Genomic DNA, 16,359 nt, shown 5'->3' with positions numbered 1-16,359 from the left:
TGGTCCTCACCTAGATGGGCGGGCTCCACCGCAATCGACAGGGACACGCACACCCTCCCGCCGAGCTGGATTCGTCTCGGCCGCGGCGATTGGGCGTCAAGACGGTCTCCCGGTGATGGGCGAAGTGGGCTCGCCCATCCCACCACGAACCTCTGACACCGCGGGCGCCCCGGTCACAGCGCCTCGGCATGAACGTCCAGGTCGTCCAGACCCTCCTGACCTGTACTTGTTCAGGATGGACGAGGGTTCAGTGCTCGCAGAGGGAGAATTCTCTTTCGTAGAGCTGCTCGTTGTGCTCGTCGACGAAGAACTTGCGTTCCTGCATGAGCTGTTCGCGGTACTCCTTGGCCTGTTCAAGCGTCATGGTCGAGGTGTCGGACCATGGTTGTTGCGGTGGCACATCGGATGTCGAGAGGATCTTTTCCGACGGGTCGACCAGGAAGAATGCGAGAATTTTGCGATATCCCGGGCGGGCGGGGTCCGTGAGGCGGAACGAGTCGACGCGGTGTTGCAGGATGTTCGGGAACGCCAGGGAGCGGCCCGCTGGGGTCGATGTCGATCCCAGCACCTGGTTCAGTGCGTCTTCGTCCTCCAGGCCGTAGACCTCACGCAGACCGTTGTCGTCGTTCTGTTCGTAGTGCGGGTCGTCGAGTGCCGCCCGGAAACTCAGCCGACTTTCGGTGATGTTCTCGCTGTCCCAGTAGTAGATGCCGGTCGAGACGATCCGCTCGTTCATCATCCCCTCGACATGCCAGGAACCGCCGGGGTACTCGGGCTTGTCCGGGGTGAGATGAATGGTGGCGAGCTTGACGATGACCTGGAGACGGCGGCCACGCAGGTCGACGCGGGTGGATTCGTCGGGCAACTCGGGCGGAGTGAAGGCCGGGGCATCCGGGATGACCGGGCGGCGGTTCTCCCACCAGTCGTCCTGGGCCTCTTCCCACGCACGGAGGGCTTCTGTGTAGGCCGCCCCATCATCACCGTAGGACGATTTGTCCGGATACTCCGGCTCCGAGTCGTACCACCCGTAAGGATCGGCCTCGATCCGCAGGGGGCGAGGATGGCGCAGATCGGTGAGCACGTTCTCCAGCAGCGGGCGCAGACGCGCGAACAAGTCCGGTAGGGCGGAGGCCAGTTCGCGATGAGTCTCGGGGTGGATGTTGTTGACGTACGAACGGAAGGCGACATCGCCGTCGTCGCTGACGTCGACGTCCGTGGGCAGCCACTGGAATGTCTCCGAGAATTCGTACCTCGAATAGCGGTCCGTCGGGTTCTGCCAAGCTCGCTCGGGCGCGCCGCTCGCCTCTCTCACCAGGCAGAACAGTGAGGGATGAACCAGATCCAGTACCTGGCCGTCGGATCCGGGATGCCAGTCCTGTTCTCCTTCGGGGACCTGTTCCAGAACTCGAACCGCCTCGCGCAGCCGGGATCTGAGCTTGTCGTCGACCAGCGTGTCCGACTGCCACACCCCGTCGACGGCGGACGTCTCGACGCCGGTTCGTCCGTCCCGCAGCGCGGCGTAATGCACGAGTTCGGCAAGCACGTAACGAACCTGCGCCTCGGTGAGGCCCTGGGCGACCGCTTCTTTCGACCACCTGGCGACGATGTCGGCATCGTTCATCTTGTCGAACCACCCCGGCTTCGCCCGAATGTGGGCGCTGCACTGCATCATCTGAAGTTCCCGCAGCGTTCGGGGCGTCGCGAACGCTATGGAACGGGAAGCATGAAAGGGCAGGGGGAAAGCGGACAGGCCAGTCAATTCTCTTGATCCTCCCAGTCGGTGTGCGGTGGCTGGAAGGGTACTTCAGTGGACTGACACCGCAGCCGTGGTTCCTGTCCCCGCTGGTCCGGGAACCAAGGGTTCGACGCAGAGGATGAGCAGGGCTGCCTGCTGGAAGCAGCTCAACTTCCGCAAGGGCGATCGAAGTTCATGCCGTTGAGCAAAGGTGTCCACGCCCTTGCGCCGTCCCGACCGGCCGGTACCGCCGATGGCCGGTACCGCCGCGATCGGGGCGGTCGTGCATCTGCCGGCCACCGCCTTCGAGGAGGGCAGGGACCTGTCCTCGATGAACGGCATCATGGCCTGCGCCGTCTACCGTCTGCTGCCGCCTCTGCGGCCCGGCCTCACTTCAGGTGCCGGCCGAAGAACCGGTTCCCGTCCTCCCCCTCGAACCACGGGGTACCGACATGTCCGCCCAGATTGGCGTGCAGCGTCTTCTCCTTGCTGCCGAAGGCGTCGAACAGGTCCAGGGCCCGCTGCCGAGGGTTCCCTTCGTCGTCCCACTGCAGCAGGAACAGCAGCGGAATGATGAGCTGCCGGGCCTCCTCGCGCTGGGCGCGGGGCACGTAACCCCCGGCGAAGAAACCGGCGGCCGTGATGCGCGGCTCGACCACCGCAAGCCGGATACCGACGGCGGTCCATCCCGAGTACCCGACCGGGCCGCCGATCTCGGGCAGCGCAAGGAGGGCGTCCAGGGTGGTCCGCCATTCCGGGACCGCCTTCTCGACCAGCGGGCCGACGAAGGACTCGAAGATCTCGTCGACCGGCTCGCCCGCCTGCATTGCCCGGCGGAGGTCGGCGCGGGCCTGCTCGTCGGTGGCGGAACGGGGCCGGCCACCGCACCCGGCGGCGTTGATGGAGGCCACCGCGTAGCCGTACGCCGCGGAGTGCCGGGCCCGGGCCACCAGCCGGGGTTCCCCCTTGGGCAGGCCATTGTTGTGGGCCATCAGGATCAGCGGGGCCGGTGCGGCGGATTCAGGTGTCCACAGGGTGCCGGGGATCTCGCCGAGGGTGAATTCGCGTTCGAGGACGCCGTCGTCGAGGCGGCGTTCAGAGGTGAAATGCATGGTCGTGCCTTTCGGGAGTGCGCTTGAACGGCGCTCCCGGACGACCTATCGCCCGACCGTGACCCCGGAGGGGAGCACCCATGTCGATTCTGCGTTCACGGGTACCACCTCCTCGTTCTGTCGCACGGCCTCCGGAAAGGTAACAGTGGTCGCCGTGGTCCGCCAACGGGTTTTGCGGAGGCTCTTGGCCGGATGCCACGGAGCCACTCCACTACGGGCCAAGACCATGTGGTTGCGGGCGTGGAACTCCTGACGGAATGATCTACAAGGCATCGTCGGCCCCTGGGGCAGTGGGCAGCAGCCAGGTGCGAGGATGCTGGCGTGTTGGATGCGATCGACTCGGTGGATTGGGGTGCCGTACCCGGCCATCCCGACTGGTATGAACCGGCTCGTGCCACCCATGGTCTGCGCGCGCTGGCTGATGCGGCCAACCCGGTGGAGGCGGCGAAGGCCGGCTAGCTGCTCGGCGGCGGCGGAATCGTCCATGGTCACAGTGGTGCGGTGTTTCCGGCGGCTGCGGTCGCGACCCCTCTGCTCCTGGACATCGCTCAGCAGGGTCACCCGGCGGCGCGGGACACCGCGTTGGGACTGCTCGACGAGGCCCTGTCGTCCTATCCCCACGCCGCGTACACGCGGGTGACGACGTCCTACGGCACAGCAGCCCCGATCTGCTGCGCCATCGCCCACCAACTGCGAGCCCGCACAGCTCTCCTCGCCGGACTCGGCAAGCGGGGCAGGGCGCTGCTTGCTGATGCGGCCGAGCACTGGCGTTTCGACATCGGAGAGTGCGTCGCCGACGGCAATGACACGGCAGCCTTCGGGGCCCTGGTCGGCTGTTTCCCGGACGGCGTACATGCAGTGGAACTGCACCTCGCCGGTGAGATCGCCGTGCTGGACGAGGTTGCCCTCGAATACCCGCCCGTGAACGGCTCTCTCGAAGCGTGCCTGCGGGTGACTGGACGGCGTCCAGGTGAACTGCCGTCCGGCGCTGTCCTGTTTCCGGCGGAGTGCGGTGAACGGGTGCACTGACCGGCTTACATGGTTCACGCGTCATGAGGTGCAGGGGCCGTCTGCCGTCGTGGCGCGGTACGACGCCTCCAGCAGATGACGACGCATCCGAGGGTGAGGAGGGCTTCGTGGATGTCGTCGCGTGTCTCCCAGCGGATCCGTTGGCGGCGGAACGAGTGCAAGTGGGCGAATGCTCGCCCCACGAACCAGCGTTGAGTGCCGAGTCCGGAGTCGTGCTCGGTGCCTCGGCGGGCGATCACTGGCTTCACGCCGAGGTCCCGGACCAGGCGGCGGCAATCGGCGTGTCCGAGCCGGAGCCAAGTTCCTGCGGTAGGTGTTCCCGGGAGAGCCCGGTGTGCAGGAGGAAGCAGGCTCCCCTGGAACACCAGCCGGTCCGGATGCCGCTTGCGCCCCGGATGCCGAGCCATTGCGCGCATGACCGGCTGGCCGCGCATGAACCTGGCTCCACTCATCAGGCCCCCTGGAAATCGATCATCTAGGCTGGCTCGGTGACTGATGAGCAGGAGCGGGTGCAGCCGTCGGGAGTGTGGGCCACGGCGGTGGGAGTGGCCAGGGTGCGGGCGCTGGAGACCGAGCGGGAGAACGCGCTGTTCCGCGACCCACTGGCACAGGCCTTCGCCACCGCCGGCGGTCTGGGGCCCTCCTTGCCGCCGCCCGGTGACGAGGCCGCGCGACGCCGTCGGCAGGGTGTGGCGTTCTCCATCGTCATCAGAACGAAGTTCCTCGACGACCTGTTGCAGCAGGCCTCCGCGTCCGGAGTCCGGCAGGTCGTGCTACTCGGCGCCGGCATGGACAGCCGCGCCTTCCGGTTGGACTGGCCCGAGGGCACCCGACTGTTCGAGGTCGACACCGCCGCGCCACTGGACTTCAAGGCTTCGGTGCTGCGCCAGCAGCGGGCCGTCGCACGCTGCGAGCGGATCACCGTCGCGGTGGATCTGCGTGAGGACTGGCCAGGCGCGCTGGCCGCCGCAGGGCACGACCCGGCGGAGCCGACCGTGTGGATCGCCGAAGGGCTGCTGATCTATCTGCCCGAGGACGCGGTGGAGCTGCTGCTGGCCCGGATCAGCGCGCAGTCGGCAGCCGGCAGTCGGATGGGGCTGACATTGGGCTCGCGCGGCGTGATCGAACGCTTCGGCGTGGACGCCGTGCCGGGATCGGCGGCGTCCATGTGGGTCTCGGAGATGCCTGACGACCCGGTGGGCTGGCTGGCCGGGTACGGCTGGGACGCCGAAAGCCACACCCTGCGCGAGCGCGCTGCCGCCTACGGCCGCCCGATCAGCACCCCGCCGCAGCGCGAGGAGCGGCCCGGCGGACTGATCACGGCGGTCCGCCGGTAGAGCGCCTCGCAGTTCCCTGGAGGTTGCTCCGTATCGGGCATAGCCCTTGGCGCGTTGCTTGGTCATGGGCGGGGTGATCTCAGCGGATGACCCGAGTCGGACCGAGCCGTTCTCCGGGCTGACCGAGGGCCAGTTCGGCTAGCTGGTCCCGTTGGTGCGGCGCCGTGGAGGTGACGTCAAGCGAGGCGGGCCGTGGCGGCTGCCGCCTGGCGGACCGGGTCTTGTCGGTGCGCCGCTGCCGGCCATGTCATGCGATTGGTATCCCGCTGCCCAGGAGTTGCAATGACTGCAGAGCTTGTGCCGAGTCAGGTGTCGACCGGGCTGGGGCATGCTTCACGATCTCGCGCTCACAGGATGGGCTGGCTCTGGTTCACCGCGAAGGTGTCCCGTCCGTCCGGCGTCGTGACCCCGTCCGGCGAAGTGGAGACAGTTACGACTTCGTCGCCGGCCTTCGCCTCGATGTCGTCCTGGACCTCACACGCCACCGTGACCGTCACGGGGTAGACCGAGTCTCGGGCCGGCTCGGCGAACTGCGCGAAGATCGAACTCTTGTCGATCAAAGACCAGCGTTGGCCCGCAGCGTCAACAAACTGAACCTCGACGATTCCGGGAAACGGCTCGTCATCCACCCAACGAACCGCCTCGGGCTCTCTCCGCACTATGCGGACGACGACCCTGACGCGGCCCTGGAGCCGACGACTCACGCGTTGGGTGCTCTCAGTGGATGGCAGCGCTCTCATCAGCAGCGTTCCGGATCGAAGTGCTTCGGGGGGCTCCGATCCCGCTCCGCCCGCTCACTTGCCCTCTGGCGGAACGAACTTGTGCTTGAGGACGAGGAGTTCCACATCTCCGACCGGTGAGCAGCACGACACCCGGGTAGCTGGTTCGGCGCGAGTGATCATGGCTCCTCCTTTGACCGGGGCGCATGGCTGGTGGCACCTGTGCGTGTGCCACGCTCTCGGAGGTCGGCCTGGGATGCCGAGCGGTCAGCGGAGGGCGGGGGTATGGGCGGGAGTCTGCGCAAGATCATGCTGTGGGGGAGGGCCCTGCAGGGGTGGTGGTCGGATCGTCTGGGGAAGGAGATCGTTTTCACATGGGCTGCGGGCATCGTTTTGAACCTCCCTGCCTGGGTCTTCGTCGAGATCTTCTGGCACCCGGACTCGATCCTCGGTGACGGTGGGCTCGGTGCCATCGGGCTGCTCATGATCATGGCTGTCGTAACGCTCTTCGCGTGGACGGGCGTCATGATCGTCCGCGACACGGTCGCCGAGTGCCGCGCGACCGCAAGCCGCGCTCGGCGTTCGTTGCTCACGGTTCAGGTACTCACGGCCGGGACGGCAGGGTGGGTCGTCCTGCGGGAGATCCTGGTCTTCGGTCATCACATATCGCCGACCGTAGGCCTGGTCTCGGTGATTCCGCTGGCGGCTCCGTACACACTCGCCTTCCTGGCACTCGTCATGCGCGAGGACGTCCGATGGCGCGTGATGGGAGCCGTGCTCCCTGTGCCGATTGCCCTGGTGGTGCTGCTTCGGTTCATGTGACCGGGCCCGTGGCGCCGTGCCGTTGCCTGGCTCGATCGCGGTTACGGCTGCACGCTGTGGCCTACATGCCACCTCATGCCGCCGCCCAGCGCGCCCCGCACTCCGGCCGCCGGTGATGCCGTCTTCGGGGACCACGCGGCTACTGACGACGGCCGGAGACGGTCCAAGGGACCTCATACCTCATAGGGCGCTTACCTGCGGGTTTCTTACACAGCGTTCATGTCGTCGATGCGAGTGACACGGTTCGGCCGTGCCGCGATTTCGGGCTACGACTACGGCCGGGCAGTGCCCCTCGGGGGCCTGCCCGGCCGCGCTGCGCTGCCTCCCCTCGGGTCAGCGGTCCGCGTTCGAGGCCGCGTCCCGGTCGGCTGCGGCGGCTGCCGACTCCGCCGCGTTCACCTTCTGCTGCATCTGTGAGTAGCCCGACGGCGTGGCCGCCGGAGCCTTCGGCGAGGCCCCGTCGTGACCGGAGCAGCCGACGGCCAGGGCGGCCAGCAGGACCACCGGCACCACCGCGGCCCCTGCGCGCATCAACTCGCCGCCTTGCCGCCGTCGTTGGCCCGGCACCACGCCCTGACCTGGTCGAGGTCCTTCTGGCGCTGCTTGAGGGTGGGCACCAGCGCCTTGCGGGTCTTCAGCCGGTCCTGGAGAAACGTGGCGATCTCGGTGTGGCCGGCCTTCTCGGCGTTGGCCGCGCGACGTTCCAGCCGGGCCACCGAACCCCGGGTGTCTGCCCCGGCGTCCAGCCGCTTCAGCGCGCGGTCGATCCGCCGGTCGATCTTCGGCACTCGCTTGCACAGCGCCTTGGCCCCGTCACCGGTCGGTCCGGGCGCGGGGGAACTGTCGGCCGTGGCCGCACCGGCGCCGCCCGCCAGCAGCGCTGCCGTGGCGAGCCCTACCAGCAGGTTGCGCCGCCTTCGCCGGATGTCCATCAAATTCCTCCGTTCCCGGGCGGACCCCTCGTCCGCCCGTCCCGCGGCAGGTTAGGAGTCCTCTTTGGGGAATCCTTGTGACCGGTATGTCCCGGCTGTCCCGATCAGCCAGTCGCGGCGGTCGGGCAGTTCGCCCTCCTCGGCAGGCAGGCGCACCTCGAAGCGTGCGCCGATGCCGCCCGGTGCGCCGCCGACCGTCACGGTGCCCCGGTGCAGTGCGGTCTGCTGGGCCACCAGCGTCAGTCCGAGCCCGGAGCCGGCGCTGGCCGGGCCGCGCCGGAACCGCTCGAAGATCAGCTCCCGGTCCTGTACCGGCACTCCCGGTCCGCCGTCGTCCACCGTGAGCACGATCCACGCTCCCACGCGCCGCAGCCCCACCGCCACGCTCACCAGTCCGTCCGCGTCGGCTCCGTGCGCCACACCGTTGGCCAGCAGATTGTCGAGCAGCAGCCGCAGTCCCGGTTCCCAGCCGCGTACGGTGATACCTGCCGGGGCGTCCAGCGCGACCAGCGCGCCGGGCGCGTGGCGCCGGGCCTCGGCGACAGCCGCCTCCGCGATCTCCGTCAGGTCGGCGGTGTGGAACGCCTCCGCCTCCACCAGGTCCCCGCGCCCGAGCTCGCGCAGCATCACCAGCAGGCCCAGCAGCCGCCCGTGTTCGCGGCGCAGATCGGCGACGACCTCCGTGCGGTCCGGTTCGGGGAGCCCGGGGTGACCGGCCAGGATGTCCAGGTTGGTGCCCATGCTCATCAGCGGCGTGCGCAGTTCGTGGGCCGCGGCCGCCGAGAACGAGCGGGCCGTGTCCAGGGCCTCGGCGGTGCGGGCGGCCTGCTCGTCGTAGCGGGCCAGCACGGTGCGTACGGTGGCGGCCAGTTCGTCGACCTCGGTGACACCGGTCCGCTCCACCGGCAGGCGCACGCGATCGGTGCTCGGGTCCAGTCCGGCGGTACGGCGGGTCAGCCGGCGCAGCGGCGCGGCGGCACCCGCGGCCATCCCCCAGGCCAGCAGACCGGACAGCGGGGCCGCGAGCACAGTGGTGACCAGCACCCGGCGTCGGACCAGTCGCTGCTGTCCACGGTCGGCGGTGTCCGACGCGAAGACCCACACGGTGCCGGAGGCGAGCGGCGTGCGCACCGGGCGGGCCAGCACCCGCCAGCTGGCACCGCCTGCGCGCACGGTGACCGGCGCCCCGGTGCGCGCGGGCAGCGGCACGCCGGAGGCAGGCTGCGGGCCGCCGCTGAAGGAACCGTCCGGTCCCACCACCCGCACGCCCACGTCGAGCGCCGCGCTGTAGAGGGCGCGTTCACGGGTGTCCGCCGCCTTGGGCCGATCCGCCGCGCCGGCCCGCAGCAACGCCCGGGCGTCCGGGACGACGGCCGCCGCCCGTTCCCGCAAGTGGTCGTCCTCGGCGCGGTGCAGATCGCGGGCGACGAGCTGGAGCAGCAGCCATCCGCAGGCCAGTACCAGCAGCGGCACCGTACAGCCGACCGCCAGTCCGATCCGGGCCGACAGTCTCACGGCTCCTCCCTGAGCACGAAGCCGACCCCACGAACGGTGTGGATCAGCCGTGGTGCGCCGTCGGCCTCCAGCTTGCGCCGCAGATAGCTGACGAAGGTGTCGACGGCATCACTGCGCACGTCGAAGTCGTAGCCCCACACCCGCTCCAGCAGCTGGTCACGGGTGAGGACGAGCCCGGCGTTGCGGGCCAGCACCTCCAGCAGCTCGAACTCGCGCCGGGTGAGATCCAGCGGGCATCCGCCACGCCGCACGGTGCGGGCGGCGGGGTCGATCAGCAGGTCCGCCACCCGCAACGCCTGTTCCTGCGCGGCGGGCGGCCGGCGCCGCAGCAGCGCGCGCAGCCGCAGCACGAGTTCCTGCAGGGCGAACGGCTTGACCAGATAGTCGTCGCCGCCGGCCTGCAGGCCGGCTATCCGATCGGCGGTCTCGTCGAGTGCGGAGAGCATGAGGACCGGCAGATCCCGGCCATCGGCGCGCAACCGCGCGCACACCTCGATGCCGCTCATCCCAGGCATCGACACGTCGAGGACGAGGACGTCGGGCGGGCCGTCCGCGACGGCAGCGAGCGCGCCGAGGCCGTCGGGTGCGGTGCGGACCGCGAATCCACTCAGCCGCAGCCCGCGCTCCAGTGACCGCCGGATGGCCGCGTCGTCGTCCACGACCAGGACCGTCCCAGGGGGTGCCGTCCCACCCATGTGCGCCTCCCTCGCTCGCCGTCAACGCCCGGCCGGCGTAGGGGATACGCGTCCGCCGGCAGCGCCCGGTCAGCGTAAGGCCCGTCTCCCTTCCATCGGCAAACCCGGTGACCTGTGCCCTCATCGGCCGGAACACGCACGTCAGCGCGACCTGCGCCACGATCCACAGGCCCCGCCGGCGGGGGGCCACCGGCCACCGAAGAGACCGCCGCGCTCCGCGGTGCCCCTGCCAGGAGTGGTCAACCTGTGACATCCGCGGCGCCTCACCGCAACCGCAGTGGCCGAAAATGTGTCTCTCAACGCGTGCCGGAAGCGCCGGAACGAGTGGGATCTCGGTCGGCACAGCGGATCTGGGGGGACGAAATGAACGCATGGGCGGTGCCCGGATACACCGAGTCGCTGGAACTCGGATCCGGGGCGAGCGGACGGGTCGTACTGGCCGTGCACCAGGAGAGCGGCCTTCCGGTCGCGGTGAAATACCTCAGCGAGTCACTGCGCACCCGGCCGGGATTCGTGCACGAGTTCAGGGCCGAGGCGCGGCTGCTCGGCGGGCTGGAAAGCCCGTACGTCGCCGGGTTGTACGAGTACGTCGAGAGTCCGGACGGCGCCGCCATCGTGATGGAGCTGGTGGACGGTGTCTCCTTGCGGGCCCTGCTGGCCGAGCGTGGTCCGCTGGATCCCGAGGCCGCGCTCGTGATCCTCAAGGGTTCGCTGCTCGGCCTGGCCGACGCGCACCGCATCGGCGTCGTCCACCGCGACTACAAGCCGGAGAACGTCCTGGTCGTGCCGGACGGTTCGTCCAAGCTCGTCGACTTCGGGATCGCGGTGGACACCGGCACCAGCGTCGGCGTCGCGGGAACCCCCTCCTACATGGCCCCGGAACAGTGGACCGGCGCGCCCGCCTCTCCCAGCGCCGACGTGTACGCGGCCACGGCCACGTTCTTCGAGTGCCTCACGGGCCACAAGCCGTACTCGGGTGACAACATCGCCGAACTCGCGCTGCGGCACGTCGACGCGCCCGTCCCCGCCGACGAGGTCCCCGAGCCGGTGCGCGCACTCGTGCGGCGCGGGCTGGCCAAGGACCCGGAGGAGCGGCCCACGCACGCCGAGGCGTTCGTCTCGGAACTGGAGGCGGCCGCCGGCGCCGCCTATGGGCCCGACTGGGAGGAACGCGGCCGGGGACGGCTGGCCGCGCTCGTCGCACTGCTGCCGCTGCTGCTGCCCTCAGCACGCAAAGCCCCGCAGACCACGACGGACACCGCACGCACGGTCCTGGCCCAGGCAGCGGGCCACGGCCCGGCTCGGTCGTGGCTCCCCGGTCGGCCGGGGATGCTCGTCTCGGCGGCGGCCGTGCTCCTGGGCATCCTCCTGACCTACGCCGCCCAGCATGCCCGGGCAGCGGATCCGCAGCAGACGGCCCAGGCCCTCGCCACCACCAGCGCCCAGCCCGGCGTGACGTCACAGGGTCCCACCGCATCGACCTCGCCGGGCCACACGTCCCCGTCCCCGACCACCACTGCCTCCCCGAGCCTGTCGCCTTCGGGCCCACCGTCTCCAGACACGACCGGTGCCAGCGACCCTTCGACGTCCGCCACCACGACGCCGTCGGGGGGGACGACGTCAGGCGGGGCGACCACCGATGCGACACCGACCACCCCATCGCCCTCCGCGCCGGCAGCTCCCGCAGTCAAGGACGTCGCGGTGTCGGCGTTCCGGCAGACGGGTCCGTCCACCGCCTCGGCAACCATCGACATCACCACGGACGGCACCGGGCCGATCTCCATCACCGTCTCGTGGTTCACCAGCGATTCCGCAGGAGTGCTCAGCATCCCGGACGGTGCGCCCCAGACCTTCGAACGCAGCGGCGCCACCCAGTACTCGCTCGCCGTCGACCACACCTTCCAGAACAAGGGGTGCTACTGGGCGGTGCAGGCCACCACGACCCCGGCCGCCGCCAATGGCAACGCCTCGCAGCAGCTTCTGACCAGGCAGTGTGACCTCCGATGACCACTCAGAACGACCGCACCCCGGCACCTGCCGACGACTCCGAGTCCACCCGTGTGCTCGATGCCAGCGACGAGTCCACCCGTGTGCTCGACCACACTGGCGAATCCACCCGCGTACTCGACCTCACCGACGAGTCCACCCGTGTGCTCGATGCCAGCGACGAGTCCACCCGTGTGCTCGACCCCACCGGCGAATCCACCCACGCACTGGACACCGCCGACGAACCCACCCGTGTGCTCGACCCCAGCGATGAGCACGCCCCCACAACCCACCTCGACCCCACCACCGAACACTCCCCGGCGCACGAAACCGGCCCGAACGACGCCGAGTACAGCGCCACCGTGCTGGCCAGCCACTGGATCCAGCGGCCAGAGCCCGACGACACCGACACTCTCGTCGCACCGCCCGGCACGCAGATCACGCCGACCGCACCGACGCAGCCCGATCGTGTCGAAGGCACCGTGCTGCGTTTCGGCCCGGGAGTGACGGCCGCCGTCGCGCACCGCACCGACAGAACGCTGCCCACCGTCCCACCAGCCCCCGCGCCCCCGCGTCGGCGCATGCGCAGACACGCTCTGCCCGCGCTGGTGCTGGTCTGCGTCATCGCGTTCCTGGCCTGGCAGCACCTCCAGCCGTCCGTCGGGGTGCGCACGGTGGCAGTCACCGCCCGGCCGACGACCGTCGGCTGCGACGGCACCGCGTCCATCGTCGGCCTGGTCGCCACGGACGACCGGCCGGGCACGCTCTCCTACCGCTGGAACCGAAGTGACGGCACGGCCTCGGCCGTCCTGCGGGAAACGGTGGACCGGGGCCAGAGGCAGGCACGGCTGCACCTCCTGTGGACCTTCCAGGGCAAGGGTCACTACAAGGCACGCGCCGAACTGCGCATCCTCACTCCCACCCACCGCACGGTGGCCACGCACCTCACATACGACTGCCCCTGACCACCCGTCAGTCGTCCAGGTGGATACGTCCCGAACGGCGTCGGCAACTTGACCCGTAGCGGCCCGCCTGGCCCGAGGGGGCCTTGGAACCCCTAACGGAATGGATCGAAGACGGGTAAGCCGGGTGCGGCCATTCGACGCCGTTGCCACAGTGGATGGCTGCCGCCCTCCGACCCGGCCAAAGGGAGGACTTGGCAGCCCACGTCCGCCTGGTCCCGGGCCGGCTGTGGCCCGGAGTGCCTAGGCTGTCACTGCTACGGAAGGGCGGTGCCATGGATGCTGACTCCCGGACCAGGGCCGCGATCGAGGAGCATTGGCGGGCCTCGGAACGCGGGAACACCGAAGCCGAGCACGCCATCTACGCCACGGACGCGATCCTGGACTACCCGCAGTCAGGCGAGCGGTTCCGGGGCCGAGTGACGATTTCGGCGCAACGCGGCGGACACCCGGCCGACCGGCACTTCACCGTCCGGCGGATCACCGGCCATGCGAATCTGTGGGTGAGCGAATGCATCATCACCTACGACGGTGCGCCTTCGTACTCGGTGAGCATCATGGAATTCGCTGACCAGCACGTGGTGCACGAGACGCAGTACTTCGCCGACCCCTTCGGCGTGCCGGCCTGGCGGGCCGCGCTCGCGGAGCCGATGCCGGGCCGAACCATCGCCGGAACCTGATTCCTGGCCTCGCTCGGGTCAGCCAGCTGGCCGGCCTGTCACGTTGTCGGAGTCGCAAGACTCCTATCGCGATGACTTCAAGCGCCTCGAGCAGATGAGCGCGCATCCCAGAGTGAGGAAGGCTTCGTGGATGTCGTCGCGGATCTCCCAGTGGATCCGCAGACGTCGGAACCAGTACAGATGGGCGAATGCGCGCTCCACGACCCATTGTTGGGTGCCGAGTCCGGAACCGTGCTCGGTTCCGCGCCGGGCGATCAGCGGCTTCACACCGAGGCCCCAGACCAGTCGGCGGTACTTGTCGTGGTCGTGTCCGCGGTCGGCCGGCACCACCTCGGGGCGGCGCCTGAGCCGACCGCGCTTGCCGCGCACGGGCGGCACGGCTTGGAGAAGCGGGATGAGCTGAGTGACGTCGTTTCGGTTGCCGCCGGTCAGGGTGGCGGCGAGCGGGATGCCGGTGGCGTCGGTTAGAGGTTCTCAGGGGCGCGCACGGCGAGGCTGCACGAGCTTGAGCTCCCGGCGCTCTGACGAGCCGCCCCCGTGCGCCGTTGCCGTCGCCGTCGGGGTGGGGAGATCGTGGGGCGGCATCCGTCGAATCCAGCGGACAACGGACAGGAGTGCCCGGACCATGGCCATCATCGTCACCTTCGACCTTGAGAACACGTCTGCCGCCCAGGAGTTGTACGACACCTGCATCGACCGCGTCACCGAGGGCCAGGGATTCACCTCGTTGGCCGACCTGCCCGTAACAGGACTTCTCGCCCACGTCGCGGGACCCGTCGGCAGCTGTTGGCGGGTCACCGACGTGTGGGAGTCTCCCGAGTCGTTCGAGGCATTCGCCAAGATACTTGGCCCTGTCATGGCCGACCTTGGCTACGGACACCTCCAGCCGGACGTCTCGCCCGCCCATAACGTCGTCCTCCGCTGAGCCGAAAGGCCGGGGGAGGGGTGGTCCGCACGCGTCTCCTCCGGCCGTCCGTCCGGAGTGTCCTCGGTTCGGATGAGGCGGCGCCGTCGAGCGGGCCGGGGCGGGATCTGGCTCCGGGTGGGCCGCTTGGCGGGTCTGATTCCCAGTGTGCACAGCCCCAGCTTGTTGCTCTTTCGACAGCTCAGGCCAGGAGTTGGTCTGCCGTTGGACCCCTCTGAGGTCGTTGCCCTCGCAGAGCACGCTGGGCTCGATGCCGGGCAGGGTGCCATGGGGGTCGTCGGCGACGAGGTCTGCGAGGGTGCGGTACTGGCGTTGCCAGTCCAGTGGCCGCGGGCAGTCCCCGTCCCGGTTGATGGCCGCCGGCCGCTGCGCGCGCTCCGCTGCTCGTCCCTGGTTCTTCCCTGGGCTGCTTCTACGGCGGAGTTGGCCCTGTGTTGCCCGATGGGCATCATCGCTTCGCCTTGGCCTCAGGCGGTGTCCTGGCGGGGTGCGAGCTGGCTGGTGGCCCGCGGGCTTGGGGTCCGCGCTGGCTGCTTCCGGCGCGGACCTTTGCATGATCTTCGACGCGGCCCTGGGCAATTACGCCGTCGCCGCAACGGGATCCATGACACGCCCTACCCTTGCAGGAGCGGAGCCTTTCCGTGTCCATGACCAATCCATGACGGTCCGTCCTGGGCAGAGCCCGAGGTCACGCCATCAAAAGGAGACCCCCATGCGAAGACTGCGGCTCCGAGCGCTGCTGCTCGCCCTGCTGGCCACGACCGCAGGCGGCCTCGTCCTCTCCCCGGCGCCGGCATCGGCCGCAGAGTCGTGCCGCACTGGATGGCTGTGTCTGTACAAGGACACCGGCTTCAACAACATGGCCTTCACCACCCAAAGGCACGGCGTCTGCTGGGATCTCCTGAACTACGGGATCACCAACGTGGGGTCCTACTGGAACAACTTGTCGGTGTACGTCGATTTCTTCGACGTGAGCCAGGACGAACACGTATGGAGCATCCGCCCCGGCGGCAGCAGTTCGAACGCGACTTCGTTCACAGGCGAACGCTACGTCTGCACCCGCTGACACCCCGCCCTGCGAGCATCCGGGTGCGGCCCGGCCGCCCCGGATGCCCATGGCCAGACACTGGGCGCTGCAGCACGCAGGCCGTCTGTACGAGCGGTGGTCGCGGCAGCTGCGGGTCAGCGGTGCAGGATCTGACGGGACGGTGATTTCCTGGTCGCAGCCGCGTACCTCGTACGCGCGGGGTGCGTCTCGCGGCGCAAGTAGGTCCTGGCCCTGGCATGCGGCGACAGTCCCGCCCAGCAGTGATGGGGCAACTCCCGCGGGGTGTCCGACCGCGCGTGGGAGTCCGGTGACCTGCGGGTTCGGCTGCGGGCGTGGAACGGCCTCTACCTGGACCGATTCGGCGGACCCGGCCGCGACGGCTCCCCGCTGACCACCCGTCGGCGCAACGACGTCCACACCCAGCGCTGGGACATGGAGTACGCCGGTCTGGGCGACAACATCGTCCGGCTCAAGGCGTTCGGCAGCGGCGGACGGTGCGTCGACATCCTGGACACCTACGAGCCCGGGCCCGGCGAACGTTCCCTGCTGCACGACTGCACTGACCGCGGCGCCAGGACGACGGCACGGGCCACCGCTGGCAGGCGAAGATGTACGGGGACGGCTCCCTCCGCTTCCGCAACGAGGCCGCACACCTGTGCCTGGTGCCCTCGGCGCGGGAGGCCGCCTACGTGACGATCGAGAACTGCAGCGACGACGCACGTCAGCGCTGGACGATCGTGCCGTAGCCGTGACTCCGCAGCCGCGAGGTGAACCGGTCCTGGGGGGGGGGGGGGGGGGGGGGGGGGGGGAAAAAGGGGGGGGGTCTCTGCCCCCTTCCTCCCCCCCCCACCTCTCCCGGCCG

17 protein-coding genes and 2 pseudogenes are annotated in these 16,359 nt (G+C 69.5%); 11 read left to right on the top strand and 8 right to left on the bottom strand.

Annotation, left to right across the window (positions count from 1 at the left end):
* Positions 1 to 247: 247 nt before the first annotated feature.
* Together AC07DS_RS42985 and AC07DS_RS42980 are read right to left on the bottom strand one after the other, a co-directional pair.
* Positions 248 to 1,759, bottom strand: coding sequence for a DUF4246 domain-containing protein (locus tag AC07DS_RS42985; protein ID WP_479154176.1), 1,512 nt, complete (start codon positions 1,757 to 1,759; stop codon positions 248 to 250).
* A 365-nt stretch (positions 1,760 to 2,124) separates the two neighbouring features.
* A complete protein-coding gene (locus tag AC07DS_RS42980) occupies positions 2,125 to 2,847 on the bottom strand; it encodes a dienelactone hydrolase family protein (protein ID WP_479154175.1) in 723 nt (240 codons plus the stop codon).
* A gap of 321 nt (positions 2,848 to 3,168) precedes the next feature.
* Between AC07DS_RS42980 and AC07DS_RS42975 the strand changes: the two genes are divergently transcribed.
* The 4 genes and pseudogenes from AC07DS_RS42975 to AC07DS_RS42960 all read left to right on the top strand — a co-directional run.
* Entirely contained in the window at positions 3,169 to 3,306 is a 138-nt protein-coding gene (locus AC07DS_RS42975; RefSeq protein WP_479154174.1) for a hypothetical protein, read from the top strand.
* Between the two features lie 42 nt (positions 3,307 to 3,348).
* On the top strand, positions 3,349 to 3,876 hold the full coding sequence (locus AC07DS_RS42970; protein ID WP_479154173.1) for a hypothetical protein: 528 nt from the start codon (positions 3,349 to 3,351) through the stop codon (positions 3,874 to 3,876).
* A gap of 488 nt (positions 3,877 to 4,364) precedes the next feature.
* Positions 4,365 to 5,213 carry a class I SAM-dependent methyltransferase gene (locus AC07DS_RS42965; protein ID WP_479154172.1) on the top strand — a complete coding sequence of 283 codons (849 nt, stop codon included), beginning with the start codon at positions 4,365 to 4,367 and terminating at the stop codon, positions 5,211 to 5,213.
* A gap of 64 nt (positions 5,214 to 5,277) precedes the next feature.
* Positions 5,278 to 5,617, top strand: a pseudogene (locus tag AC07DS_RS42960) (hypothetical protein); the annotation flags it as partial.
* Here the strand turns inward: AC07DS_RS42960 and AC07DS_RS42955 are convergent.
* The gene (locus AC07DS_RS42955; protein WP_479154220.1) at positions 5,561 to 5,842 is read right to left on the bottom strand and encodes a hypothetical protein; all 282 of its coding nucleotides are present in this window, start codon (positions 5,840 to 5,842) and stop codon (positions 5,561 to 5,563) included. The pseudogene AC07DS_RS42960 and the gene AC07DS_RS42955 sit on opposite strands and share 57 nt — an antisense overlap.
* A 483-nt stretch (positions 5,843 to 6,325) precedes the next feature.
* Between AC07DS_RS42955 and AC07DS_RS42950 the strand changes: the two genes are divergently transcribed.
* Entirely contained in the window at positions 6,326 to 6,754 is a 429-nt protein-coding gene (locus AC07DS_RS42950; protein ID WP_479154171.1) for a hypothetical protein, read from the top strand.
* A gap of 333 nt (positions 6,755 to 7,087) precedes the next feature.
* Here the strand turns inward: AC07DS_RS42950 and AC07DS_RS42945 are convergent, their stop codons facing one another.
* The 4 genes from AC07DS_RS42945 to AC07DS_RS42930 are packed head-to-tail and all read right to left on the bottom strand — an operon-like array spanning position 7,088 to position 9,896.
* Positions 7,088 to 7,285 carry a hypothetical protein gene (locus AC07DS_RS42945; protein ID WP_479154170.1) on the bottom strand — a complete coding sequence of 66 codons (198 nt, stop codon included), beginning with the start codon at positions 7,283 to 7,285 and terminating at the stop codon, positions 7,088 to 7,090.
* A complete protein-coding gene (locus AC07DS_RS42940; protein ID WP_479154169.1) occupies positions 7,285 to 7,686 on the bottom strand; it encodes a hypothetical protein in 402 nt (133 codons plus the stop codon). The genes AC07DS_RS42945 and AC07DS_RS42940 overlap by 1 nt, the downstream gene beginning before the upstream one ends.
* Positions 7,687 to 7,737: 51 nt before the next feature.
* A complete protein-coding gene (locus AC07DS_RS42935; protein ID WP_479154168.1) occupies positions 7,738 to 9,201 on the bottom strand; it encodes an ATP-binding protein in 1,464 nt (487 codons plus the stop codon).
* Positions 9,198 to 9,896 (bottom strand): response regulator transcription factor, encoded by a 699-nt coding sequence (locus AC07DS_RS42930; RefSeq protein ID WP_479154167.1) that lies wholly within the window; start codon positions 9,894 to 9,896, stop codon positions 9,198 to 9,200. The genes AC07DS_RS42935 and AC07DS_RS42930 overlap by 4 nt, the downstream gene beginning before the upstream one ends.
* A gap of 363 nt (positions 9,897 to 10,259) precedes the next feature.
* Here AC07DS_RS42930 and AC07DS_RS42925 point away from each other — a divergent pair, with 363 nt between their 5' ends.
* The 3 genes from AC07DS_RS42925 (at position 10,260) to AC07DS_RS42915 (ending at position 13,524) form a co-directional block, all read left to right on the top strand.
* Positions 10,260 to 11,903 carry a serine/threonine-protein kinase gene (locus AC07DS_RS42925; RefSeq protein WP_479154166.1) on the top strand — a complete coding sequence of 548 codons (1,644 nt, stop codon included), beginning with the start codon at positions 10,260 to 10,262 and terminating at the stop codon, positions 11,901 to 11,903.
* Complete coding sequence (locus tag AC07DS_RS42920; protein WP_479154165.1) at positions 11,900 to 12,847, top strand: hypothetical protein; 948 nt, start codon at positions 11,900 to 11,902, stop codon at positions 12,845 to 12,847. Before AC07DS_RS42925 ends, AC07DS_RS42920 begins: the two co-directional genes overlap by 4 nt.
* Before the next feature lie 272 nt (positions 12,848 to 13,119).
* Positions 13,120 to 13,524, top strand: coding sequence for a nuclear transport factor 2-like protein (locus AC07DS_RS42915; RefSeq protein WP_479154164.1), 405 nt, complete (start codon positions 13,120 to 13,122; stop codon positions 13,522 to 13,524).
* A 63-nt stretch (positions 13,525 to 13,587) separates the two neighbouring features.
* Here the strand turns inward: AC07DS_RS42915 and AC07DS_RS42910 are convergent.
* A pseudogene (locus tag AC07DS_RS42910) lies at positions 13,588 to 13,992 on the bottom strand (transposase); the annotation flags it as partial.
* Positions 13,993 to 14,149: 157 nt separating this feature from the next.
* On the opposite strand from AC07DS_RS42910, the gene AC07DS_RS42905 reads away from it, so the two are divergent.
* The 3 genes from AC07DS_RS42905 to AC07DS_RS42895 all read left to right on the top strand — a co-directional run bounded on the left by AC07DS_RS42905 (position 14,150) and on the right by AC07DS_RS42895 (position 16,190).
* A complete protein-coding gene (locus tag AC07DS_RS42905; protein ID WP_479154163.1) occupies positions 14,150 to 14,449 on the top strand; it encodes a hypothetical protein in 300 nt (99 codons plus the stop codon).
* Positions 14,450 to 15,161: 712 nt separating this feature from the next.
* Entirely contained in the window at positions 15,162 to 15,515 is a 354-nt protein-coding gene (locus AC07DS_RS42900) for a peptidase inhibitor family I36 protein (protein ID WP_479154162.1), read from the top strand.
* 264 nt (positions 15,516 to 15,779) lie between these two features.
* The gene (locus AC07DS_RS42895; RefSeq protein WP_479154161.1) at positions 15,780 to 16,190 is read left to right on the top strand and encodes an RICIN domain-containing protein; all 411 of its coding nucleotides are present in this window, start codon (positions 15,780 to 15,782) and stop codon (positions 16,188 to 16,190) included.
* Positions 16,191 to 16,359 lie beyond the last annotated feature (169 nt).

The organism is Streptomyces sp. NPDC044064 (genome assembly GCF_056434245.1).
The sequence above is the reverse complement of the archived record's forward strand: the minus strand, read 5'-3'. Positions and strand labels throughout refer to the sequence as shown.

Excerpts from the sequence above, each read along its gene's own strand:
- AC07DS_RS42915 (WP_479154164.1), top strand. The coding sequence starts at position 13,120 with ATGGATGCTGACTCCCGGACCAGGGCCGCGATCGAGGAGCATTGGCGG.
- AC07DS_RS42930 (WP_479154167.1), bottom strand. The coding sequence starts at position 9,896 with ATGGGTGGGACGGCACCCCCTGGGACGGTCCTGGTCGTGGACGACGAC.
- AC07DS_RS42945 (WP_479154170.1), bottom strand. The coding sequence starts at position 7,285 with ATGCGCGCAGGGGCCGCGGTGGTGCCGGTGGTCCTGCTGGCCGCCCTG.
- AC07DS_RS42920 (WP_479154165.1), top strand. The coding sequence starts at position 11,900 with ATGACCACTCAGAACGACCGCACCCCGGCACCTGCCGACGACTCCGAG.
- AC07DS_RS42940 (WP_479154169.1), bottom strand. The coding sequence starts at position 7,686 with ATGGACATCCGGCGAAGGCGGCGCAACCTGCTGGTAGGGCTCGCCACG.
- AC07DS_RS42900 (WP_479154162.1), top strand. The coding sequence starts at position 15,162 with ATGCGAAGACTGCGGCTCCGAGCGCTGCTGCTCGCCCTGCTGGCCACG.
- AC07DS_RS42925 (WP_479154166.1), top strand. The coding sequence starts at position 10,260 with ATGAACGCATGGGCGGTGCCCGGATACACCGAGTCGCTGGAACTCGGA.
- AC07DS_RS42980 (WP_479154175.1), bottom strand. The coding sequence starts at position 2,847 with ATGCATTTCACCTCTGAACGCCGCCTCGACGACGGCGTCCTCGAACGC.
- AC07DS_RS42905 (WP_479154163.1), top strand. The coding sequence starts at position 14,150 with ATGGCCATCATCGTCACCTTCGACCTTGAGAACACGTCTGCCGCCCAG.